Here is a 16171-nt window from a genome sequence, read left to right as displayed (position 1 = left end):
CTCAGCGAGACGGCGCGTGGCGAGCCGCCATCGCGCCGATCAGGTCGGCCGCCAGCAGCGGCCCGGCGTGGCCCTCGGCGGCCGCGCCATGCCAGGCCACTGCGGTGCAGGCGAGGTCGTGCGGCGCGATGCCGGGCGATTGCGCCCACAGCCCGGCGATCCAGCCGGCCAGCACGTCTCCGCTGCCGGCCGTGGCCAGGGCTGAAGAGCCTGTCGCGTTGATCGACACGCGGCGCCCCGTCGTCGCCACGACGCTGCCCGAGCCCTTGAGCACGACCGTCGCGCCGAAGCGCTTGGCGAGCGTGCTCGCGGCCTCCAGGCGATCTGCCTGCACCTCGGCGGCCGACGCCAGTCCGAGCAGCCGGGCGGCCTCCAGCGGATGCGGCGTGAGGATCGTCGGCCAGCCGTGGGTGACGCGTCGCCGCAGCGCGGCTTGCAGCGACTCGTCGGCGGCCACGAGGTTGAGCGCGTCGGCATCGAGCACCACACGCGTGGCGCCGTGCAGCACCGTCGACAAGGCCGGTGCGATCGCGGTCCCGCCGCCACAGCCGCAGACCGCGACGACATCGCGCCAGGCGTCCGCCGGCGCGGACCAGCGCGCGTGGTCCCAATGCATCAGCTCCGGGCGCGCGGGCCAGGGCTGGCCATCGTCCTCGGGGAGCGCGGCGTACACGCGCCCCGCGCCTGCCGACAGGGCGGCGCTCGCGGCCAGCCAGGCCGCGCCGCGCATCGTCGGCGCGCCACCGAGCACGACGAGGTCGCCGTGACGGCCCTTGTGGCTTGTCGCCGATCGCGCGAACTCGCTTTGCCATCGGGTGACGCGTTTGGCGCCGAACAGGACGCCGACGCCTTGGTCGTCGACGGGCACCCCGAGATCGTCGAACCAGATCCGGCCCGCGAGCTCGCGGCCCTCGCCGGTGAACAGGCCGGTCTTCAGCGTGAGGAAGGTGAGCGTGTGATCAGCGCGCACGACGTCGTCGCCCAGTGCCTGCCCGGTGCGCGCGTCCATCCCGCTGGGCAGGTCCACGGCCAGCACCGTGGCGCCCTTGTCGCGCAGCGCGTCGATCGTCTGGATCGCCGTCGCCATCGGGCCTTCCGGCGGCCGTGAGGTGCCCAGGCCGAGGAGGGCGTCGATGACGATGTCCGCGTGGCGGGGCAGGGTTGCGGATTGCGTGTGCCAGCGCAAGTCGGCGCTGCGGGTGTCTGCAAAGGACTGCAGCGCATTCAGCGCGTGGGCCGCATCGCTGCCGGGATTGGGCGCGGGGCCCAGCCGCAGGACATCCACCGTCCATCCCCGCGCGGCGAGGTGGCGCGCTGCGATGAGGCCGTCGCCGCCGTTGTTGCCGGGGCCGCAGAAGACGGCGGCGCATCGACCCAGCGGTTGCACCGCGCAGGCGAGTCGCGCGACCGCCAGGCCGGCGCGCTCGATCAGCGTGTGCGGCGGATGTCGGGCGAGGGCGCTGGTCTCGACGAGTCGGCTGGACGGCGCGTCATGGAGGGGTCGGTCATGAGAGAGCGGCAGCACGGGCAGCATGCCGCCGACTCTATCCCGTCAAGGGTGCTCAACGCAGCCGCGAGGGCTCGAGCAGCGCGGCGTCGATGCCGGGATCCTTCTTGACCAGCCGGGCGGCGAGCAGTTGCGCCGCGGCGCCCGCCATCGTCCAGCCGTGCTCGCCGTGGCCGATGTTGAGCCACACGCCGGGCAGTCCGGATTCGCCGATCAGCGGCAGCTCGTCGGGCAGCAGCAGCCGCGCGGTCTTCCAGCGCTGCTGGCCGCCGGCGAGCAGCGCGCCGGGGAACCAGTCGTGCGCGGCCTGGTGCAGCGCGCCCATCGACTGGCCGTCGGGCTGCGCCGATGAGCCGCCCAGTTCCTGCGCGCCGCCGACGCGCACCCGCTGCCCCAGCCGCGTGAGGCTGACGCCGAGGCTCATGTCGATGACGGTGGCGCGCGGACCGAGGTCCGGATGCGCCTCGAGCTGGCGCAGCGGCGCGGTCAGCGTGTGCGTGTGCACGGTGCCCCAGGGCAGCTTCAATCCCTGCGCGGCGAGCAGCGGCGCGGCGCCCTTGCCGGCGCACACGAGGATCGCGTCCACGCGCAGCGGCTCGCGCGCCGCGACGTGCACGGCGGGCTGGCTGCCCGGCTCGATGCGCAGCACATCGGTGTTGAAGTTCCACGTCACGCCCAGCCGCTGCGCCTCGGTCTTGAGCGCCTGGCTGAACTGGCGCGCGTTGGCGGCCTCGTCCTGCGTCAGCAGCAGGCCGCCGTGCAGCGGGGTCTCGGCGTTGAGGCCCGGCTCATGCGCGCGGCAGCCTTCGGCGTCCAGCTCGCGATGCGGCACCTGGCGCGCCTGCAGCCGGGCCAGCAGCGGCGCGGCGGCCTTGTGGTCCTTGGCGTGGCGCCACAGCAGCAGCACGCCGGCCTCGCGCTCGACGTCCATCTTGAGCTCGCGCCGCCAGACGGCCATCACCGCCTGACCGCGCTGGGCCAGCGCGTGCAGCGACTCGGGCATGGGCTCCGGACCGCGCGCGCGGCCAGCGCGCCAGTGCGCGAGCTTCCAGCCGAGCTGGCCGGGCTTGCCGCGCCAGCGCAGCGGCAGCTTCGGCCGCGCCGCCATCAGGCCGGGCGCGATGAGTCCGGGCGGCGCGAAGCTCGCGCCGGTGGCCACGCTGGTGTCGCGTTCGAAGACATGCACCTCGTGGCCCTGCAGCGCCAGTTCGTAGGCGCTGGTCACGCCGGCCAGGCCGGCGCCGATGATCGCGATCCGCATCTCAGCGCGCTCCCGCGGTGCGTGCCGCCAAGGCGGCCTCGACGCGCGCGGCGGCGCTCAGCACGGTGGTGTCGGCCAGCGCCGGCGCCCACAGCATCAGGCCCACCGGCAGCTCGCCGGGCTGCTCGCAGGGGATCGAGATCGCACAGCCGTCGAGCAGGTTGACGACGGCGGTGTTGCGCAGCAGGCGCGCGTTGGTGGCGAAAAACAGGTCGTCGCTGTGCAGCAAGGGGGCGATCTCCGGGGCTCGCAGGGGAACGGTGGGGCTGAGGAAGACGTCGATGCCGCGCATCGCGTCCGTCATGTCGTGGATCCAGCGCTGGCGCGCGTCGAGCAGGGCCTGATAGGCGGCTGGGGTGATCGCCTCGCCGCGGCGGATGCGCAGCGCGACGCGGGGGTCGTAGCGGTCGCCGCGTTCGGCGAGCCGCGCATGGTGCCACGCCCAGGCCTCCGCGGCGGTGAGCCCGCCCTGCGTTTGCAGTTCCGCCACACGGGGCAGGGCGGGCAGCGCGCGTTCCTCGATCGAGGCGCCGGCGGCGCGCAAGCTCGCCAAGGCGCGCTCGAACGCGGCGGCGACCTCGGGTTCAAGCTCGTCCTGCATGAAGTCCGGCGTGACTGCCATCCGCCACGCGGCGAGCGGGCGCGGGTCGAGCGTCACGGGCTCGCCGGTGAGGAGGTCGTGCAGCAACGCGGCGTCTCGCACCGAGCGGGTGACCGCGCCGGCCGTGTCCAGCGACGGCGCCAGCGGCACGCAGCCGTCGCGCGACACCCGCCGCGCCGTGCCCTTGAAACCGACCAGCCCCTGCAGCGCCGCGGGGATGCGCAGCGAGCCGCCGGTATCGGTGCCCAGCGCGGCCCAGGCCGCGCCGAGGGCCACGCTGACCGCGCCGCCGGACGTCGAGCCGCCGGGAATGCGGTCCAGGCCGTCGATCGCGTGTGTCACCGGATTGCGGGGCGTGCCGTGATGCGGATTGAGGCCGACGCCGGAGAAGGCGAACTCGCTCAGGTTGGTGCGGCCGACCAGCGCGGCGCCCGCGGCGCGCAGCCGGGCGACGGCGGGCGCGTCGTGAGCGGCGGGCGGGGCGTCGGCCATCGCGGCCGAGGCAGCGGTGGTCGGCTGGCCGGCGATGTCGAACAGGTCCTTCACCGACACCGCCAGCCCGCCCAGCGGCGGAACGGGTTCGCCGCGTGCCCGCCGGGCATCGACGGCGGCCGCGGTGGCAAGGGCCTCGTCGTCAAGGCGACGCAGGAAGACATGCGCGGCGGCAGGGGAGTCTGCGGCCGCCAGGCTCTCGGCGAGCCGCTCGGAGGCCGACGGGCGGTCGGGGCGCGAAGAGGCCAGCGCCTCGGTCAGGTCGATCGGCATGCAAAAACGCGTTATACTCGTCGGGTTTTTCCCGGATACGCCAGCCGTTGGGGCTGGAGTCCGGTGGGGAAACGCGGTCTGTGGCGCAGCCACACATCGCAAATTCGCGGATCCGGCGAATCAAGGTGTTGCAACGTTCAAGAGAATGTCGCAATTCGTGCCGGATTCTAGAACCAACCTTCGGAGTACTTATGTCCGTCACGATGCGTGAGATGCTGGAAGCCGGCGTCCATTTCGGTCACCAAACCCGCTTCTGGAACCCCAAGATGGCCCCGTATATCTACGGCCATCGCAACAAGATCCACATCATCAACCTCGAGAAGACGCTGCCCGCGTTCGAGGAAGCCCTGAAGTTCGTGCGCCAGCTGTCGTCCAAGCGCGGCACGATCCTGATGGTCGGCACCAAGCGCCAGGCCCGTGACATCGTCGCCGCCGAGGCCGATCGCGCCGGCGTCCCGAGCGTCAACCAGCGTTGGCTGGGCGGCACGCTGACCAACTTCAAGACGGTCAAGACCTCGCTGAAGAAGCTCAAGGACATGCAGGCTCAAGTTGACGCTGGCACGCAGCCGGCGATCAAGAAGGAAGCCCTGATGTTCCAGCGCGACATCACCAAGCTGGAAAAGAACATCGGCGGCATCCAGGACATGGCTGCCCTGCCGGACGCGCTGTTCGTCATCGACGTCGGCTACCACAAGATCGCCGTCGCCGAAGCCAAGAAGCTGGGCATTCCGGTCATCGGCGTGGTCGACACGAACCACTCGCCTGAAGGCATCGATTACGTCATCCCCGGCAACGACGACTCGGCCAAGGCTGTCGCCCTGTACGCCAAGGCTGTCGCCGACGCCGTCCTGGAAGGCCGCGCCAACTCGACGAACGAAGTCGTGACGGCTGTCGCCGCTGAAGGCGACGAGTTCGTGGAAGTCAACGAAGGCGCCTGATCCAGGCCCTGACCCGGCCTGGGTTCTGACAAGGGGCTGATTCAGCCCCTTTTTTCCAAGCCGGTTTCGACGAGATTCAGAATTTTCCGCGGCCCGGGTGCAACCGGCGTCGCGACACACGGAGATTGAAATGGCAGCAATTACCGCAAGCATGGTCGCCGAGCTGCGCGCCCGTACCGACGCTCCCATGATGGAGTGCAAGAAGGCGCTGACCGAAGCCGAGGGCGATCTGAGCCGCGCCGAGGAAATCCTGCGCGTCAAGCTGGGCAACAAGGCTGGCAAGGCCGCCTCGCGCATCACCGCTGAAGGCGTGGTCGCCTCGGTCGTGAAGGGCAGCACCGGCGCCATCGTCGAAGTCAACTGCGAAACCGACTTCGTCTCCAAGAACGACGCCTTCCTGGCCTTCGTGAACGCCGTCGCCGGCCTGGTCGCCGACAACAACCCGGCCGACGTCGCCGCGCTGTCCGCCCTGCCGCTGTCGCAGGAAGGTTTCGGCCCGACCGTGGAAGACGTGCGCGCCGGCCTGATCGGCAAGATCGGCGAGAACATGACGATCCGCCGCTTCAAGCGCTATGAAGGCGCCAAGCTGGCCACGTACCTGCACGGCACCCGCATCGGCGTGGTCGTCGAGTTCGACGGTGACGAAGTCGCCGCCAAGGACGTCGCCATGCACGTCGCCGCGATGAAGCCGGCCGCGCTGTCGTCGGCCGAAGTGCCGGTCGAGCTGGTCGAGAAGGAACGCAAGATCGCCACCGAGAAGGCGGCTGAATCCGGCAAGCCCGCCGAGATCGTCGCCAAGATGGTCGAAGGCTCGGTGCAGAAGTTCCTGAAGGAAGTCTCGCTGCTGGACCAGGTCTTCGTGAAGGCCGCCGACGGCAAGCAGACCGTGGCCCAGATGCTCAAGGACAAGGGCACGACGGTGAAGTCGTTCACCCTGTACGTCGTGGGCGAAGGCATCGAGAAGAAGGTTGACGACTTCGCCGCCGAAGTGGCCGCCCAGGTGGCTGCCGCGAAGCAGCAGTAAGCATCGCGACTCAAAAAGGGCGCCTCTGGCGCCCTTTACACTTGTGCGCTTGCGCAAGCAGGCGCACGCACGACACTCTCTCTATCGGCCGTATTGACGAGGTAACAATGCCCGCCCACAAACGCATCCTGCTCAAGCTTTCCGGTGAAGCCCTGATGGGCGAGGACTCCTACGGGATCAACCGCGCGACCATCGTTCGCATGGTCCAGGAAATCCAGGAAGTGACGAAGCTCGGCGTCGAGGTCGCGGTCGTCATCGGCGGCGGCAACATCTTCCGCGGCGTCGCGGGCGGCTCGGTGGGCATGGACCGCGCGACGGCCGACTACATGGGCATGCTGGCCACGGTGATGAACTCGCTGGCCCTGGCCGACACGATGCGCCAGGAAGGCATGACCGCCCGCGTGATGTCCGCCATCGCGATCGAGCAGGTCGTCGAGCCCTACGTGCGCCCCAAGGCGCTGCAGTATCTGGAAGAAGGCAAGGTCGTCGTCTTCGCCGCCGGCACCGGCAACCCCTTCTTCACCACCGACACCGCCGCCGCGCTGCGCGGCGCGGAAGTGGGCGCCGAGATCATGCTCAAGGCCACGAAGGTCGACGGCGTCTACACGGCCGACCCGAAGAAGGACCCGACCGCGACGCGTTACGCGCGCATCACCTTCGACGAGGCCATCAGCAAGAACCTGCAGGTCCTGGACGCGACCGCGTTCGCGCTGTGCCGCGACCAGAAGCTCCCCATCCGCGTGTTCTCGATCTTCAAGCCCGGCGCGCTCAAGCGCGTGGTCCTGGGCGAGGACGAAGGCACGCTGGTCCACGTCTGATCGCACGTCTGAACGCACGTCGGATCGGGCTGGCGCGCCACGAGCGGCGCCGCCCCATTGATCGAGGAATTGAACATGAGCATCGCTGACATCAAGAAGAACGTCGAGACCAAGATGGCCAAGTCCGTCGAGGCCTTCAAGAACGAACTCCAGAAGATCCGCACCGGTCGCGCCCACCCGGGCCTGCTGGACCAGGTGCACGTGGACTATTACGGCTCGATGGTGCCGATCTCGCAGGTCGCCAACGTGACCCTGCTGGACGCTCGCACGGTCAGCGTGCAGCCCTGGGAAAAGGGCATGAGCCAGAAGATCGAGAAGGCCATCCGCGAGTCGGACCTGGGTCTGAACCCGTCGTCGATGGGCGATCTGATCCGCGTGCCGATGCCGCCGCTGTCGGAAGAGCGCCGCCGTGACCTGGTGAAGGTCTCCAAGGGCGCGGCCGAGGACGCCAAGGTGGCCGTGCGCAACCTGCGCCGCGACGCCAACGAGCAGGCAAAGAAGATGGCCAAGGACAAGGTCATCACCGAGGACGACGAGCGCCGCAGCCAGGACGAGGTCCAGAAGCTGACGGACCGCGTCGTCAACGACATCGACAAGCTGCTCTCGGCCAAGGAAGCCGAGATCATGGCCGTCTGATCGTCGCGTCCCTGTGAGCGCCGACAGCAAGGCGGGTGTGCCCCGCCATGTGGCCATCGTCATGGATGGCAACGGTCGATGGGCCAAGAAGCGCTTCCTTCCGCGCTTCTTCGGCCACAAGCAGGGCGTCGACGCCCTGGTGCGCGTGGTGCAGGCCTGCATCGACCGCGAGATCGAATACCTCACCGTCTTCGCCTTCTCCAGCGAGAACTGGAAGCGTCCCAGCGATGAGGTCTCCGGCCTGATGGGCCTGGTGCTGGCGGCCGTGTCGCGCTACCTGGCGCGCATGGGCGCGATGGGCGTGCGCATCCGCATCGTCGGCGACCGCGAGGCCGTGTCCGACAAGCTGCGCGCCGCCTGGGCCGAGGCCGAGGGCTCCACGGCCCACAACGCCAAGCTCACGCTGAACGTCGCGTTCAACTACGGCGGCCGCTGGGACATCGTCCAGGCCTGCCGCAAGGCGATTGAAGCCGGCGTGCCCGCGGCGGAGCTGACCGAGGCCAAGTTGTCCGAGTTCATGGCGATGAGCTACGCGCCTGACCCGGACCTCTTCATCCGCACCGGCGGCGAGCTGCGCATCAGCAACTTCATGCTCTGGCAGACCGCCTACACCGAGTTCGTGTTCTCCGACTGCCTGTGGCCGGAGTTCGGTGAGGCGCAACTGGACGAGGCCATTGCCGCGTTCCGGGCGCGCGACCGCCGATTCGGTGGCGTCAACGTTCCGGGCGTCGCCCAGGAGGCCTGACATGCTGCTTCAGCGCGTGATCACCGCGGTCGTGCTGCTCGCGATCCTGCTGCCGGCGCTCTTCGCGTCCAACCCGATCTGGTTCGCGTTGCTGACGCTGGTCATGATCGGCGCGGCCGGCTGGGAATGGTCCCGCCTGAACGGCCGGGGCGGCCCGATCGCGGTGCTGGTCGGCATCGCGCTGGCCGGTCTCTGCGCCGGGACCTTCCATGTCGTCGGCTTCAACGTGCCGTCGTGGTGCTGGTGGCTGGCGGGCGGCCTGTGGGTGCTCGGCGGCGTGCGCGCGCTGGCCGCGGGCGTCGCGGGCTGGCCGAAGCTGTCGCCGGCGTTGCGGCTGGTGCTGGGCATGGTGCTGCTGTGGGCCGCCTGGCTCGCGCTGGTCGTCGCGCGCCAACGCGGCATCAACTTCCTGCTGTCGGCGATGTGCCTGGTCTGGATGGCCGACATCGCCGCGTACTTCTCCGGCAAGGCCTTCGGCAGACGCAAGCTCGCGCCGGCGATCAGCCCGGGCAAGAGCTGGGAAGGCGCGATCGGCGGCCTCATCGGCGTGATCGTGCTGGGCTTCGTCTGGGTCCACGTGATCGACGTGCGCGTGCCGGTGGACTCGGCCTCGATGTACTCGGTGCTGGTGCACCGCACGGGCTGGGTGTCGCTGCTCGCGCTGGCCTTCCTGTCGGCGATGAGCGTCGTCGGCGATCTGTTCGAATCCCTGGTCAAGCGGGCCGCCGGCGCCAAGGACAGCAGTCAGCTGCTGCCCGGCCATGGCGGCGTGCTCGACCGTGTCGACGCGCTGTTGCCGGTGCTGCCGCTGGCGCTCGCGCTGACCTCTGTCTGATCCTCCGGATCCCCCTGCGATGACCGATCCTCTCCACCGCCCGCAGCAGGTCTGCGTGCTGGGCTCCACCGGCTCCATCGGCACCAACACGCTGGACGTGATCGCGCGTCATCCGGACCGCTATCGTGTCTTCGCGCTGTCGGCGATGAGCCGCGTCGAGGAACTCGCCGCGCAGTGCGTGCGGTTCCAGCCGCGATTCGCCGTGCTGCCCGACGCGGCGCTGGCCGCGCAACTGCGCACGCGCCTGCGCGAGGCCGGTTCGCGCACCGAGGTGCTCGAGGGCCTGGCCGCGCTGAGCGAGGTCGCCGCGCATCCCGACGTGGATGCGGTGATGGCCGCGATCGTCGGCGCGGCGGGCCTGGCCCCGGCGATGGCCGCGGCGCGCGCGGGCAAGCGCCTGCTGCTGGCCAACAAGGAAGCGATCGTGCTGGGCGGCGCGCTGTTCATGCGCGCGGTCGAGGAGGGCGGCGCCACGCTGCTGCCGGTCGACTCGGAGCACTCCGCGATCTTCCAGTGCCTGCCTGAGAACCGCTCGACCTGGGCCTCGCGCATCGACCACATCGTGCTGACCGCCTCGGGCGGCCCGTTCCGCCAGCGCGACCCGGCCACGCTGGCCGATGTCACGCCCGAGCAGGCCTGCGCGCATCCGAACTGGGTGATGGGCCGCAAGATCTCGGTGGACTCGGCCACGATGATGAACAAGGCGCTCGAGGTCATCGAGGCCCGCTGGTTGTTCAACCTCCAGCCCGAGCAGATCAAGGTGCTGATCCACCCGCAGAGCATCGTGCACTCGATGGTGGTGTGCCGCGATCATTCGGTGCTCGCGCAACTGGGCACGCCTGACATGCGCGTGCCCATCGCCTATGCGCTCGCCTTCCCGGAGCGCGTCGAATCCGGCGCCGGACTGCTGGACCTGCTCAAGACGCCCAGCCTCGCGTTCGAGGAGGCCGACGAGCGCCGCTTCCCCGGACTGCATCTGTCCTGGCAGGCGCTGCGCGCCGCCGAGGGCAGCACCGCGGTGCTCAACGCGGCCAACGAGGAGACAGTGGCGGCCTTCCTCGATCGTCAACTGCGCTTCGATCACATCTGCCGTGTCAACCGCGAGGTGCTCGAAAGCGTGGTGCCCGAGGCCGGCGAGGTGGACAGCATCGACGGGCTGCTGACGCTCGATGCCCGTGCCCGGCGCGCGGCCAGACAGCAGATCGCGGCGCTGGCCGCGGCGGTCTGAGCCTTGCGCCCGCCGCATTCCGGCCCCATGCCCCGCTGATGCCCCGCTGATCCAGGACGACCCCGATGCTTTCCCAGCTGCTTTATTTCCTCATCACGCTGGGCATCCTCATCGTGATCCACGAATGGGGTCACTACCGCGTGGCGCGCGCCTGTGGCGTCAAGGTGCTGCGCTTCTCGGTCGGATTCGGCCGCGTGCTGCTGCGCCGCAGAGCCTCGCCTGACAGCACCGAGTTCACGCTGAGCGCGATCCCGCTGGGCGGCTATGTCCGCATGCTCGATGAAAGCGATGGTCCCGTCGCTCCGGGCGAGCGCTCGCAGGCCTTCAATCGCAAGACCTTGTGGCAACGCGCGGCGATCGTCGCCGCGGGTCCGGCGGCCAACCTGATCCTGGCCGTGGCGCTGTTCGCCGTGGTCGGCTGGATCGGCCGCGAGGAACCCAAGGCCGTGCTGTCCACGCCGGTCGCGGGCGGTCTGGCCGAACGTGCCGGCCTGCGCGCGGGCGACCTGGTGCAGGCCTGGTCGCATGACGGGCAGGACTGGGAGGACGTGCGCTCGATGCCCGACCTCGGCTGGCAGATCGCGCAGGCGGTCGCGGACAAGCAGCCGCTGCTGCTGAGCGTCGCGGACGCGGCGGGCCATGGCCGGCGCACGGTCCGGCTGGACACCGACACGCTCGAGAGCCGGGACTTCGACAGCAAGACGATGCAGCGCATCGGCCTGGGCACGGTGTTCTATGAGCCGATCGTCGGCAGCGTCACCCCCGACAGCGCGGCCGAGAGCGCGGGCATCCTGCCCGGCGACCGGCTGTTGCGCGTGGATGGCGAGACCGTGCCCGACATGAGCTGGTTCGTGCAGCGCGTGCAGCGCTCGCTCGTGGACGGTCAGCCGCAGGCGATGCGCATCGAGCTGCGTCGCGACGGTCAGGTGCTGGAGAAGCTCGTGACGGCGCGGCTGCAGGACGACGGCGATCGACGTGTCGCGCGCATCGGCGCGGGATTCGGCGGCCAGCCGCAGATGGTCACCGTGCATTACGGCCCGGTCGACTCGGTGAGGCAAGGCCTGACCCGCACGTGGGAGCTGAGCGCGCTGACCGTGAAGACACTGGGCCGCATGTTGGTCGGTGAAGCCTCGGTAAAGAACCTCAGCGGACCCATCACCATCGCCAAGGCGGCGGATCAGTCGGCGTCTCTCGGATTGACGGCCTTCCTGAGCTTCCTGGCCGCGGTCAGCGTGAGCCTCGGCGTGCTGAACCTGCTGCCGCTGCCGATGCTCGATGGCGGACACCTGATGTATTATCTTTTCGAGGGTTTGAGCGGCCGCCCTGTCTCTGAGTGGTGGCACAAGCAGCTGCAACGCGCAGGCATCGCCGTCGTGCTGCTGATGATGAGCCTGGCCCTTTTCAACGATCTGACCCGCACGCTGGGTCTGCACTGAAGCTTCCGCATGTCCCGATTCCTGCCCGACGCCTTGCGCCCCCATGTGATCCAACTGGCGGTGCTGGCCACCGCGCTGCACGCCGGTTCCGCCTGGGCCGTCGACCCGTTCGTTCTCAAGGACATCCGCGTCGAAGGGCTGCAACGCACCGACCCGGGCACGGTGTTCGCGGCGCTGCCGTTCCGCATCGGTGACACCTACAACGACGAGAAGGGCGCCGCCGCGCTGCGCGCGCTGTTCGCGACGGGCCTGTTCAAGGACGTCAAGATCAACATCGACACCGATGCGGTCGTCGTCGTGATCGAGGAACGTCCGATCATCGCCAACGTCAGCTTCGTCGGCCTGAAGGAATTCGACACCGAGGCGCTGACCAAGTCGCTGAAGGACGTCGGCATCGGCGAGGGCAAGCCCTTCGACAAGGCGCTGGCCGATCGCGCCGAGCAGGAACTCAAGCGTCAATACCTGACCCGCTCGCTGTATGGCGCCGAGGTCACGACGACGATCACCCCGATCGAGCGCAACCGCGTCAACGTCAGCTTCTCGGTGACCGAGGGCGAGCCGGCCAAGATCGCCGAGATCCGCATCCTGGGCAACAAGGTGTTCAGCGAAGGCACGCTGACCGGCCTGCTGGAGCAGACGACCTCGGGCTGGCTGACCTGGTACACGAAGACCGACCGGTACTCGCGCGCCAAGCTGAACGCCGACCTGGAAACGATCCGTTCGTACTACCTGAACCGCGGCTATCTGGAGTTCGCCGTCGAGTCGACGCAAGTCACGATCTCGCCGGACAAGCAGAGTATCAGCATCGCGATCACGATCAACGAAGGCCAGCCGTACACCGTCAACGGCATCAAGCTGGAAGGCGACTTCCTGGGCCGTGAGGAAGAGTTCAAGCGCCTGATCGCGCTCAAGCCGGGTCAGCCGTACAACGGCGAGGCGGTGGCGCAATCCACGCGCAACTTCCAGGACCTGTACGGCACCTTCGGCTACGCGTTCGCGCGCGTCGAGAGCCGCCCCGAGATCGACCGCGCCACCGGCCAGGTCACCGTCACGCTGGTGGGCGAGCCGCAGCGCCGCGTCTACGTGCGCCGCGTGCTGATCTCCGGCAACACCCGCACCCGTGACGAAGTGATCCGTCGCGAGTTCCGCCAGTTCGAATCCTCGTGGTACGACGGTGGCCGCATCAAGGCCTCGCGCGATCGCGTCGAGCGCCTGGGCTACTTCAAGGACGTCACGATCGACACGACCGAGGTGCCGGGTTCGCCCGACCAGGTCGACGTCACGCTGACGGTGACCGAGCGCCCCACCGGCAACATCCAGATCGGCGCCGGCTACTCGAGCGCGAGCAAGCTGTCGCTGTCGGGCTCGATCTCGCAGGAGAACGTCTTCGGCTCCGGCAATTACCTCGGCATCCAAGTGAATACCGCCAGCACGGGCCGCTCGCTGGGCGTGACCACGGTCGACCCGTACTTCACCGTCGACGGCGTGTCGCGCGCGATCGATGTGTTCTACCGCACCGTCAAGCCGATCAACAACCTCGGCGAGGAATACGAGTTCGCCTCCTACGGCGGCTCGGTCAAATTCGGCGTGCCGTTCTCCGAGGACGACACGGTGTTCTTCGGCATCGGCTACGAAACCACGCGCATCACGACGCGCACCGGCCTGCCCAACAGCTACTGGCTGTTCCGTGAGCAGTTCGGCTCGTCGGCGCTCGCGATCCCGCTGACCATCGGCTGGAAGAAGGACAACCGCGATTCGGTGATCACGCCGACCGCCGGCGCGATGAAGCGCGTCAACCTGGAACTGAGCCCGGTCGGTGACTCGCGCTACGCGATCGCCAACCTGCAGTACCAGGAGTTCTTCCCGCTGGGCCGCAAGTTCTCGCTGATGCTGAACGGCGAATTCGCCTACGGCCGCGGCCTGGGCGACCGCCCGTATCCGATCTTCAAGAACTTCTACGGCGGTGGCCTGGGCTCGGTGCGGGTGTTCGAGCCCGGCACGCTGGGCCCGGTCGACGTGACCGGCTCCTACACCGGCGGCAACCGCAAGTTCAACCTGAACGCCGAGTTCTACGTGCCGGTGCCCGGATCGGGCAACGACAAGAGCTTCCGCCTGTTCGGCTTCGTCGACGCCGGCAACGTGTGGGGCCAGGACGAGAAGCTGGACTTCCAGGACGTGCGCGCCTCGGCGGGCCTGGGCATCAGCTGGCTGTCGCCGATGGGTCCGCTGCGTCTGAGTTTCGGCTCGCCGATCCGCAAGAAGCCCACGGATAGAATCGAGCGATTCCAATTCCAGATCGGGACTGCATTCTGATGAAGAGCAAGCTGTCGCAGATCGTCGCCACCGTCCTGCTGGCGGGCGCGGCGACCCTGGGCGCGCAAGCCCAGGAAGTGAAGATCGGCTACGTGAACAGCGAGCGGATCCTGCGCGAGACCAACCTGGCCAAGGCAGCGGAGACCAAGCTGCAGGCCGAGTTCAGCCGTCGCGAGAAGGCCCTGCTGGAGCAGGAGACCAAGCTGCGCGGCGCGGCCGAGAAGCTCGACAAGGACAGCCCCGCGCTGAGCGAGGCCGAACGCGGCCGCCGTCAGCGCGAGCTGATCGAGCAGGACCGTGACCTGCAGCGCAAGCGCCGCGAGTTCAACGAGGACGTCGCCCAGCGCAAGAACGAAGAGCTCGCCGCCGTGATCGAGAAGGCCAACAAGGTCATCAAGCAGATCTTCGAGCAGGAGAAGTACGATCTGATCGTTCAGGACGCGATTCACGCCAGCCCCCGCGTGGACATCACCAAGAAGGTGATCGACGCGCTCAACGGTCAGAAATGACCCCCGACAGGACACCCGAAGCGACCATGAAGCAGGTTCTGGTCTCGGAGCTGATCGCCGCCTTGGGCGGCGATCTTCTTGGTGCCGCCGATACGGCGATCTGCGCGGTCGCCCCATTGGAAGACGCGGGCGCGGACGCGATCGCCTTCCTGGCCAATCCGAAGTACGAGGCGCAGCTCGCCACGACTGGCGCGGCCTGCGTGATCGTCTCGCCCAAGCTGGCCGACGCGGCCGCCGCGCGCCGGGGCGATGGCACGAGCGCGTGCTGCATCGTCACGCCCGATCCGTATCTGTACTTCGCCCGGCTGACCCAGTGGTGGGCCGCGAACATGCGCAAGCCGCGCGCCGCCCCGGCGATCCATCCGACGGCGACCGTCGCGCCGGATGCCACGATCGGCCGCGATGTCGAGGTCGGTCCGCATGCGGTGATCGAATCGGGCGCCGTGCTGGGCGAGGGCGCGCGCATCGGCGCGCACACCATCGTCGAGCAGGACGCCCGTGTCGGCGCGTTCACGCGCCTGGCGCCCCACGTCGTGTTCGGCCATGACTGCGTGATCGGCGAGCGCTCGCTGGTGCATAGCGGCGTGGTCATCGGCGCGGACGGTTTCGGCTTCGCCCCCACCAAGGGCGCCCACGGCATGGCGTGGGTCAAGATCGAGCAGCTCGGGGCGGTGCGCATCGGTGACGGCGTCGAAATCGGCGCCAACACCTGCATCGACCGCGGCGCGCTGGGTGACACCGTCATCGCCGATGGCGTGATCATCGACAACCTGGTCCAGATCGCCCACAACGTGAAGATCGGCCGCGGCACGGCGATCGCCGGCGCGGTGGCGATCGCGGGCAGCGCCGAGATCGGCGCGAACTGCATCGTGGCCGGCGCGGCGCGCATCAACGGTCACATCAAGATCACCGACGGCGTGCAGATCGGCCCGACGGCCAACATCAGCAACAGCATCGACAAGGCCGGCGCCTACGCCGGCATGTGGCCTTTCGAGGACGCCGCCTCCTGGCAGAAGAACGCCGCCGCGCTGCGCGGGCTCTATGAGCTGCGCCAACGCGTGCGTGCCCTGGAAAAGAAGACGACATGACTGAGACGACCCGCATCGACATCCACGGCATCCTCGAGAAGCTGCCGCATCGCTACCCGATCCTGCTGGTGGACCGCGTCCTGGAGGTGGAGAAGGGCGTGCGCATCCGCGCGATCAAGAACGTCAGCATCAACGAGACGTTCTTCCTGGGCCACTTCCCGCACCGTCCGGTGATGCCGGGCGTGCTGATCCTGGAAGCGCTCGCGCAGGCCGCGACGCTGCTGGCCGTGGAGAGCTACAACTTCACGCTGGACGAGAACCACGTCGTGTACTTCGCCGGCATCGACAACGCGCGCTTCAAGCGTCCGGTGGAGCCGGGCGACCAGCTGATCCTGGAAGTGACGCTGGACCGCGCCAAGGCCGGCATCTACAAGTTCGGCGCCAAGGCGCTGGTGGGCACCGACATCGTGGCCGAGGCCGGCCTGATGTGCACGATGCGCAAGCTCGACTGCTGAGCCGCGAAACGA

The 16171-nt window shown here is 68.9% G+C and carries 15 protein-coding genes; 12 read left to right on the top strand and 3 right to left on the bottom strand.

All coding sequences use genetic code 11. The features are described from left to right. Position 1: 1 nt before the first annotated feature. Genes ACNI65_RS15380 through ACNI65_RS15370 form a run of 3 tightly spaced genes read right to left on the bottom strand, consistent with a single transcriptional unit; the run spans position 2 to position 4134 of the window. Positions 2-1534, bottom strand: coding sequence for an NAD(P)H-hydrate dehydratase (locus tag ACNI65_RS15380; protein WP_416757762.1), 1533 nt, complete (start codon positions 1532-1534; stop codon positions 2-4). A 28-nt stretch (positions 1535-1562) separates the two neighbouring features. Beyond that, positions 1563-2768, bottom strand: a complete 1206-nt coding sequence (locus ACNI65_RS15375; RefSeq protein ID WP_416757761.1) for an FAD-dependent oxidoreductase — start codon at positions 2766-2768, stop codon at positions 1563-1565. Between the two features lies 1 nt (position 2769). Then, a complete protein-coding gene (locus ACNI65_RS15370) occupies positions 2770-4134 on the bottom strand; it encodes an amidase (protein WP_416757760.1) in 1365 nt (454 codons plus the stop codon). Positions 4135-4325: 191 nt separating this feature from the next. Here ACNI65_RS15370 and rpsB point away from each other — a divergent pair, with 191 nt between their 5' ends. From rpsB to fabZ, 12 genes are all read left to right on the top strand, one after another. Further along, a complete protein-coding gene (gene rpsB, locus ACNI65_RS15365) occupies positions 4326-5072 on the top strand; it encodes a 30S ribosomal protein S2 (protein ID WP_416757758.1) in 747 nt (248 codons plus the stop codon). Positions 5073-5202: 130 nt separating this feature from the next. After that, positions 5203-6096, top strand: a complete 894-nt coding sequence (gene tsf / locus ACNI65_RS15360) for a translation elongation factor Ts (protein ID WP_416757757.1) — start codon at positions 5203-5205, stop codon at positions 6094-6096. A 107-nt stretch (positions 6097-6203) separates the two neighbouring features. Further along, the gene (gene pyrH, locus ACNI65_RS15355; RefSeq protein ID WP_416757756.1) at positions 6204-6914 is read left to right on the top strand and encodes a UMP kinase; all 711 of its coding nucleotides are present in this window, start codon (positions 6204-6206) and stop codon (positions 6912-6914) included. A 75-nt stretch (positions 6915-6989) separates the two neighbouring features. Further along, positions 6990-7550: a ribosome recycling factor gene (frr, locus tag ACNI65_RS15350; RefSeq protein ID WP_416757755.1), complete on the top strand. Its 561-nt coding sequence runs from the start codon at positions 6990-6992 to the stop codon at positions 7548-7550. Between the two features lie 13 nt (positions 7551-7563). Then, complete coding sequence (gene uppS, locus ACNI65_RS15345) at positions 7564-8295, top strand: polyprenyl diphosphate synthase (protein ID WP_416757754.1); 732 nt, start codon at positions 7564-7566, stop codon at positions 8293-8295. A gap of 1 nt (position 8296) precedes the next feature. After that, positions 8297-9130 carry a phosphatidate cytidylyltransferase gene (locus ACNI65_RS15340; protein WP_416757753.1) on the top strand — a complete coding sequence of 278 codons (834 nt, stop codon included), beginning with the start codon at positions 8297-8299 and terminating at the stop codon, positions 9128-9130. Positions 9131-9149: 19 nt separating this feature from the next. Next, positions 9150-10358, top strand: a complete 1209-nt coding sequence (gene ispC / locus ACNI65_RS15335) for a 1-deoxy-D-xylulose-5-phosphate reductoisomerase (protein ID WP_416757752.1) — start codon at positions 9150-9152, stop codon at positions 10356-10358. 65 nt (positions 10359-10423) lie between these two features. Continuing rightward, positions 10424-11794 (top strand): RIP metalloprotease RseP, encoded by a 1371-nt coding sequence (rseP, locus tag ACNI65_RS15330; RefSeq protein WP_416757750.1) that lies wholly within the window; start codon positions 10424-10426, stop codon positions 11792-11794. 9 nt (positions 11795-11803) lie between these two features. Continuing rightward, positions 11804-14107, top strand: coding sequence for an outer membrane protein assembly factor BamA (bamA, locus tag ACNI65_RS15325; protein ID WP_416757748.1), 2304 nt, complete (start codon positions 11804-11806; stop codon positions 14105-14107). Next, complete coding sequence (locus tag ACNI65_RS15320) at positions 14107-14616, top strand: OmpH family outer membrane protein (RefSeq protein ID WP_416757746.1); 510 nt, start codon at positions 14107-14109, stop codon at positions 14614-14616. Before bamA ends, ACNI65_RS15320 begins: the two co-directional genes overlap by 1 nt. 26 nt (positions 14617-14642) lie before the next feature. Further along, positions 14643-15704, top strand: coding sequence for a UDP-3-O-(3-hydroxymyristoyl)glucosamine N-acyltransferase (lpxD, locus tag ACNI65_RS15315; RefSeq protein ID WP_416757744.1), 1062 nt, complete (start codon positions 14643-14645; stop codon positions 15702-15704). Beyond that, positions 15701-16159 carry a 3-hydroxyacyl-ACP dehydratase FabZ gene (fabZ, locus tag ACNI65_RS15310; RefSeq protein ID WP_416757743.1) on the top strand — a complete coding sequence of 153 codons (459 nt, stop codon included), beginning with the start codon at positions 15701-15703 and terminating at the stop codon, positions 16157-16159. Before lpxD ends, fabZ begins: the two co-directional genes overlap by 4 nt. The last annotated feature ends 12 nt before the right edge of the window (positions 16160-16171 follow it).

The organism is Roseateles sp. So40a (assembly GCF_048081605.1).
GTDB lineage: Bacteria > Pseudomonadota > Gammaproteobacteria > Burkholderiales > Burkholderiaceae_C > Roseateles.
Note: the sequence above shows the minus strand (reverse complement) of the source record. Positions and strands in the feature narration are given on the sequence as shown.

What these genes read in the sequence shown, in the direction of transcription:
- ACNI65_RS15380 (WP_416757762.1), bottom strand. Translation starts at nt 1,534, where the DNA reads ATGCTGCCCGTGCTGCCGCTCTCTCATGACCGACCCCTCCATGACGCG.
- ACNI65_RS15375 (WP_416757761.1), bottom strand. Translation starts at nt 2,768, where the DNA reads ATGCGGATCGCGATCATCGGCGCCGGCCTGGCCGGCGTGACCAGCGCC.
- ACNI65_RS15370 (WP_416757760.1), bottom strand. Translation starts at nt 4,134, where the DNA reads ATGCCGATCGACCTGACCGAGGCGCTGGCCTCTTCGCGCCCCGACCGC.
- rpsB (WP_416757758.1), top strand. Translation starts at nt 4,326, where the DNA reads ATGTCCGTCACGATGCGTGAGATGCTGGAAGCCGGCGTCCATTTCGGT.
- tsf (WP_416757757.1), top strand. Translation starts at nt 5,203, where the DNA reads ATGGCAGCAATTACCGCAAGCATGGTCGCCGAGCTGCGCGCCCGTACC.
- pyrH (WP_416757756.1), top strand. Translation starts at nt 6,204, where the DNA reads ATGCCCGCCCACAAACGCATCCTGCTCAAGCTTTCCGGTGAAGCCCTG.
- frr (WP_416757755.1), top strand. Translation starts at nt 6,990, where the DNA reads ATGAGCATCGCTGACATCAAGAAGAACGTCGAGACCAAGATGGCCAAG.
- ACNI65_RS15340 (WP_416757753.1), top strand. Translation starts at nt 8,297, where the DNA reads ATGCTGCTTCAGCGCGTGATCACCGCGGTCGTGCTGCTCGCGATCCTG.
- ispC (WP_416757752.1), top strand. Translation starts at nt 9,150, where the DNA reads ATGACCGATCCTCTCCACCGCCCGCAGCAGGTCTGCGTGCTGGGCTCC.
- rseP (WP_416757750.1), top strand. Translation starts at nt 10,424, where the DNA reads ATGCTTTCCCAGCTGCTTTATTTCCTCATCACGCTGGGCATCCTCATC.
- bamA (WP_416757748.1), top strand. Translation starts at nt 11,804, where the DNA reads ATGTCCCGATTCCTGCCCGACGCCTTGCGCCCCCATGTGATCCAACTG.
- ACNI65_RS15320 (WP_416757746.1), top strand. Translation starts at nt 14,107, where the DNA reads ATGAAGAGCAAGCTGTCGCAGATCGTCGCCACCGTCCTGCTGGCGGGC.
- lpxD (WP_416757744.1), top strand. Translation starts at nt 14,643, where the DNA reads ATGAAGCAGGTTCTGGTCTCGGAGCTGATCGCCGCCTTGGGCGGCGAT.
- fabZ (WP_416757743.1), top strand. Translation starts at nt 15,701, where the DNA reads ATGACTGAGACGACCCGCATCGACATCCACGGCATCCTCGAGAAGCTG.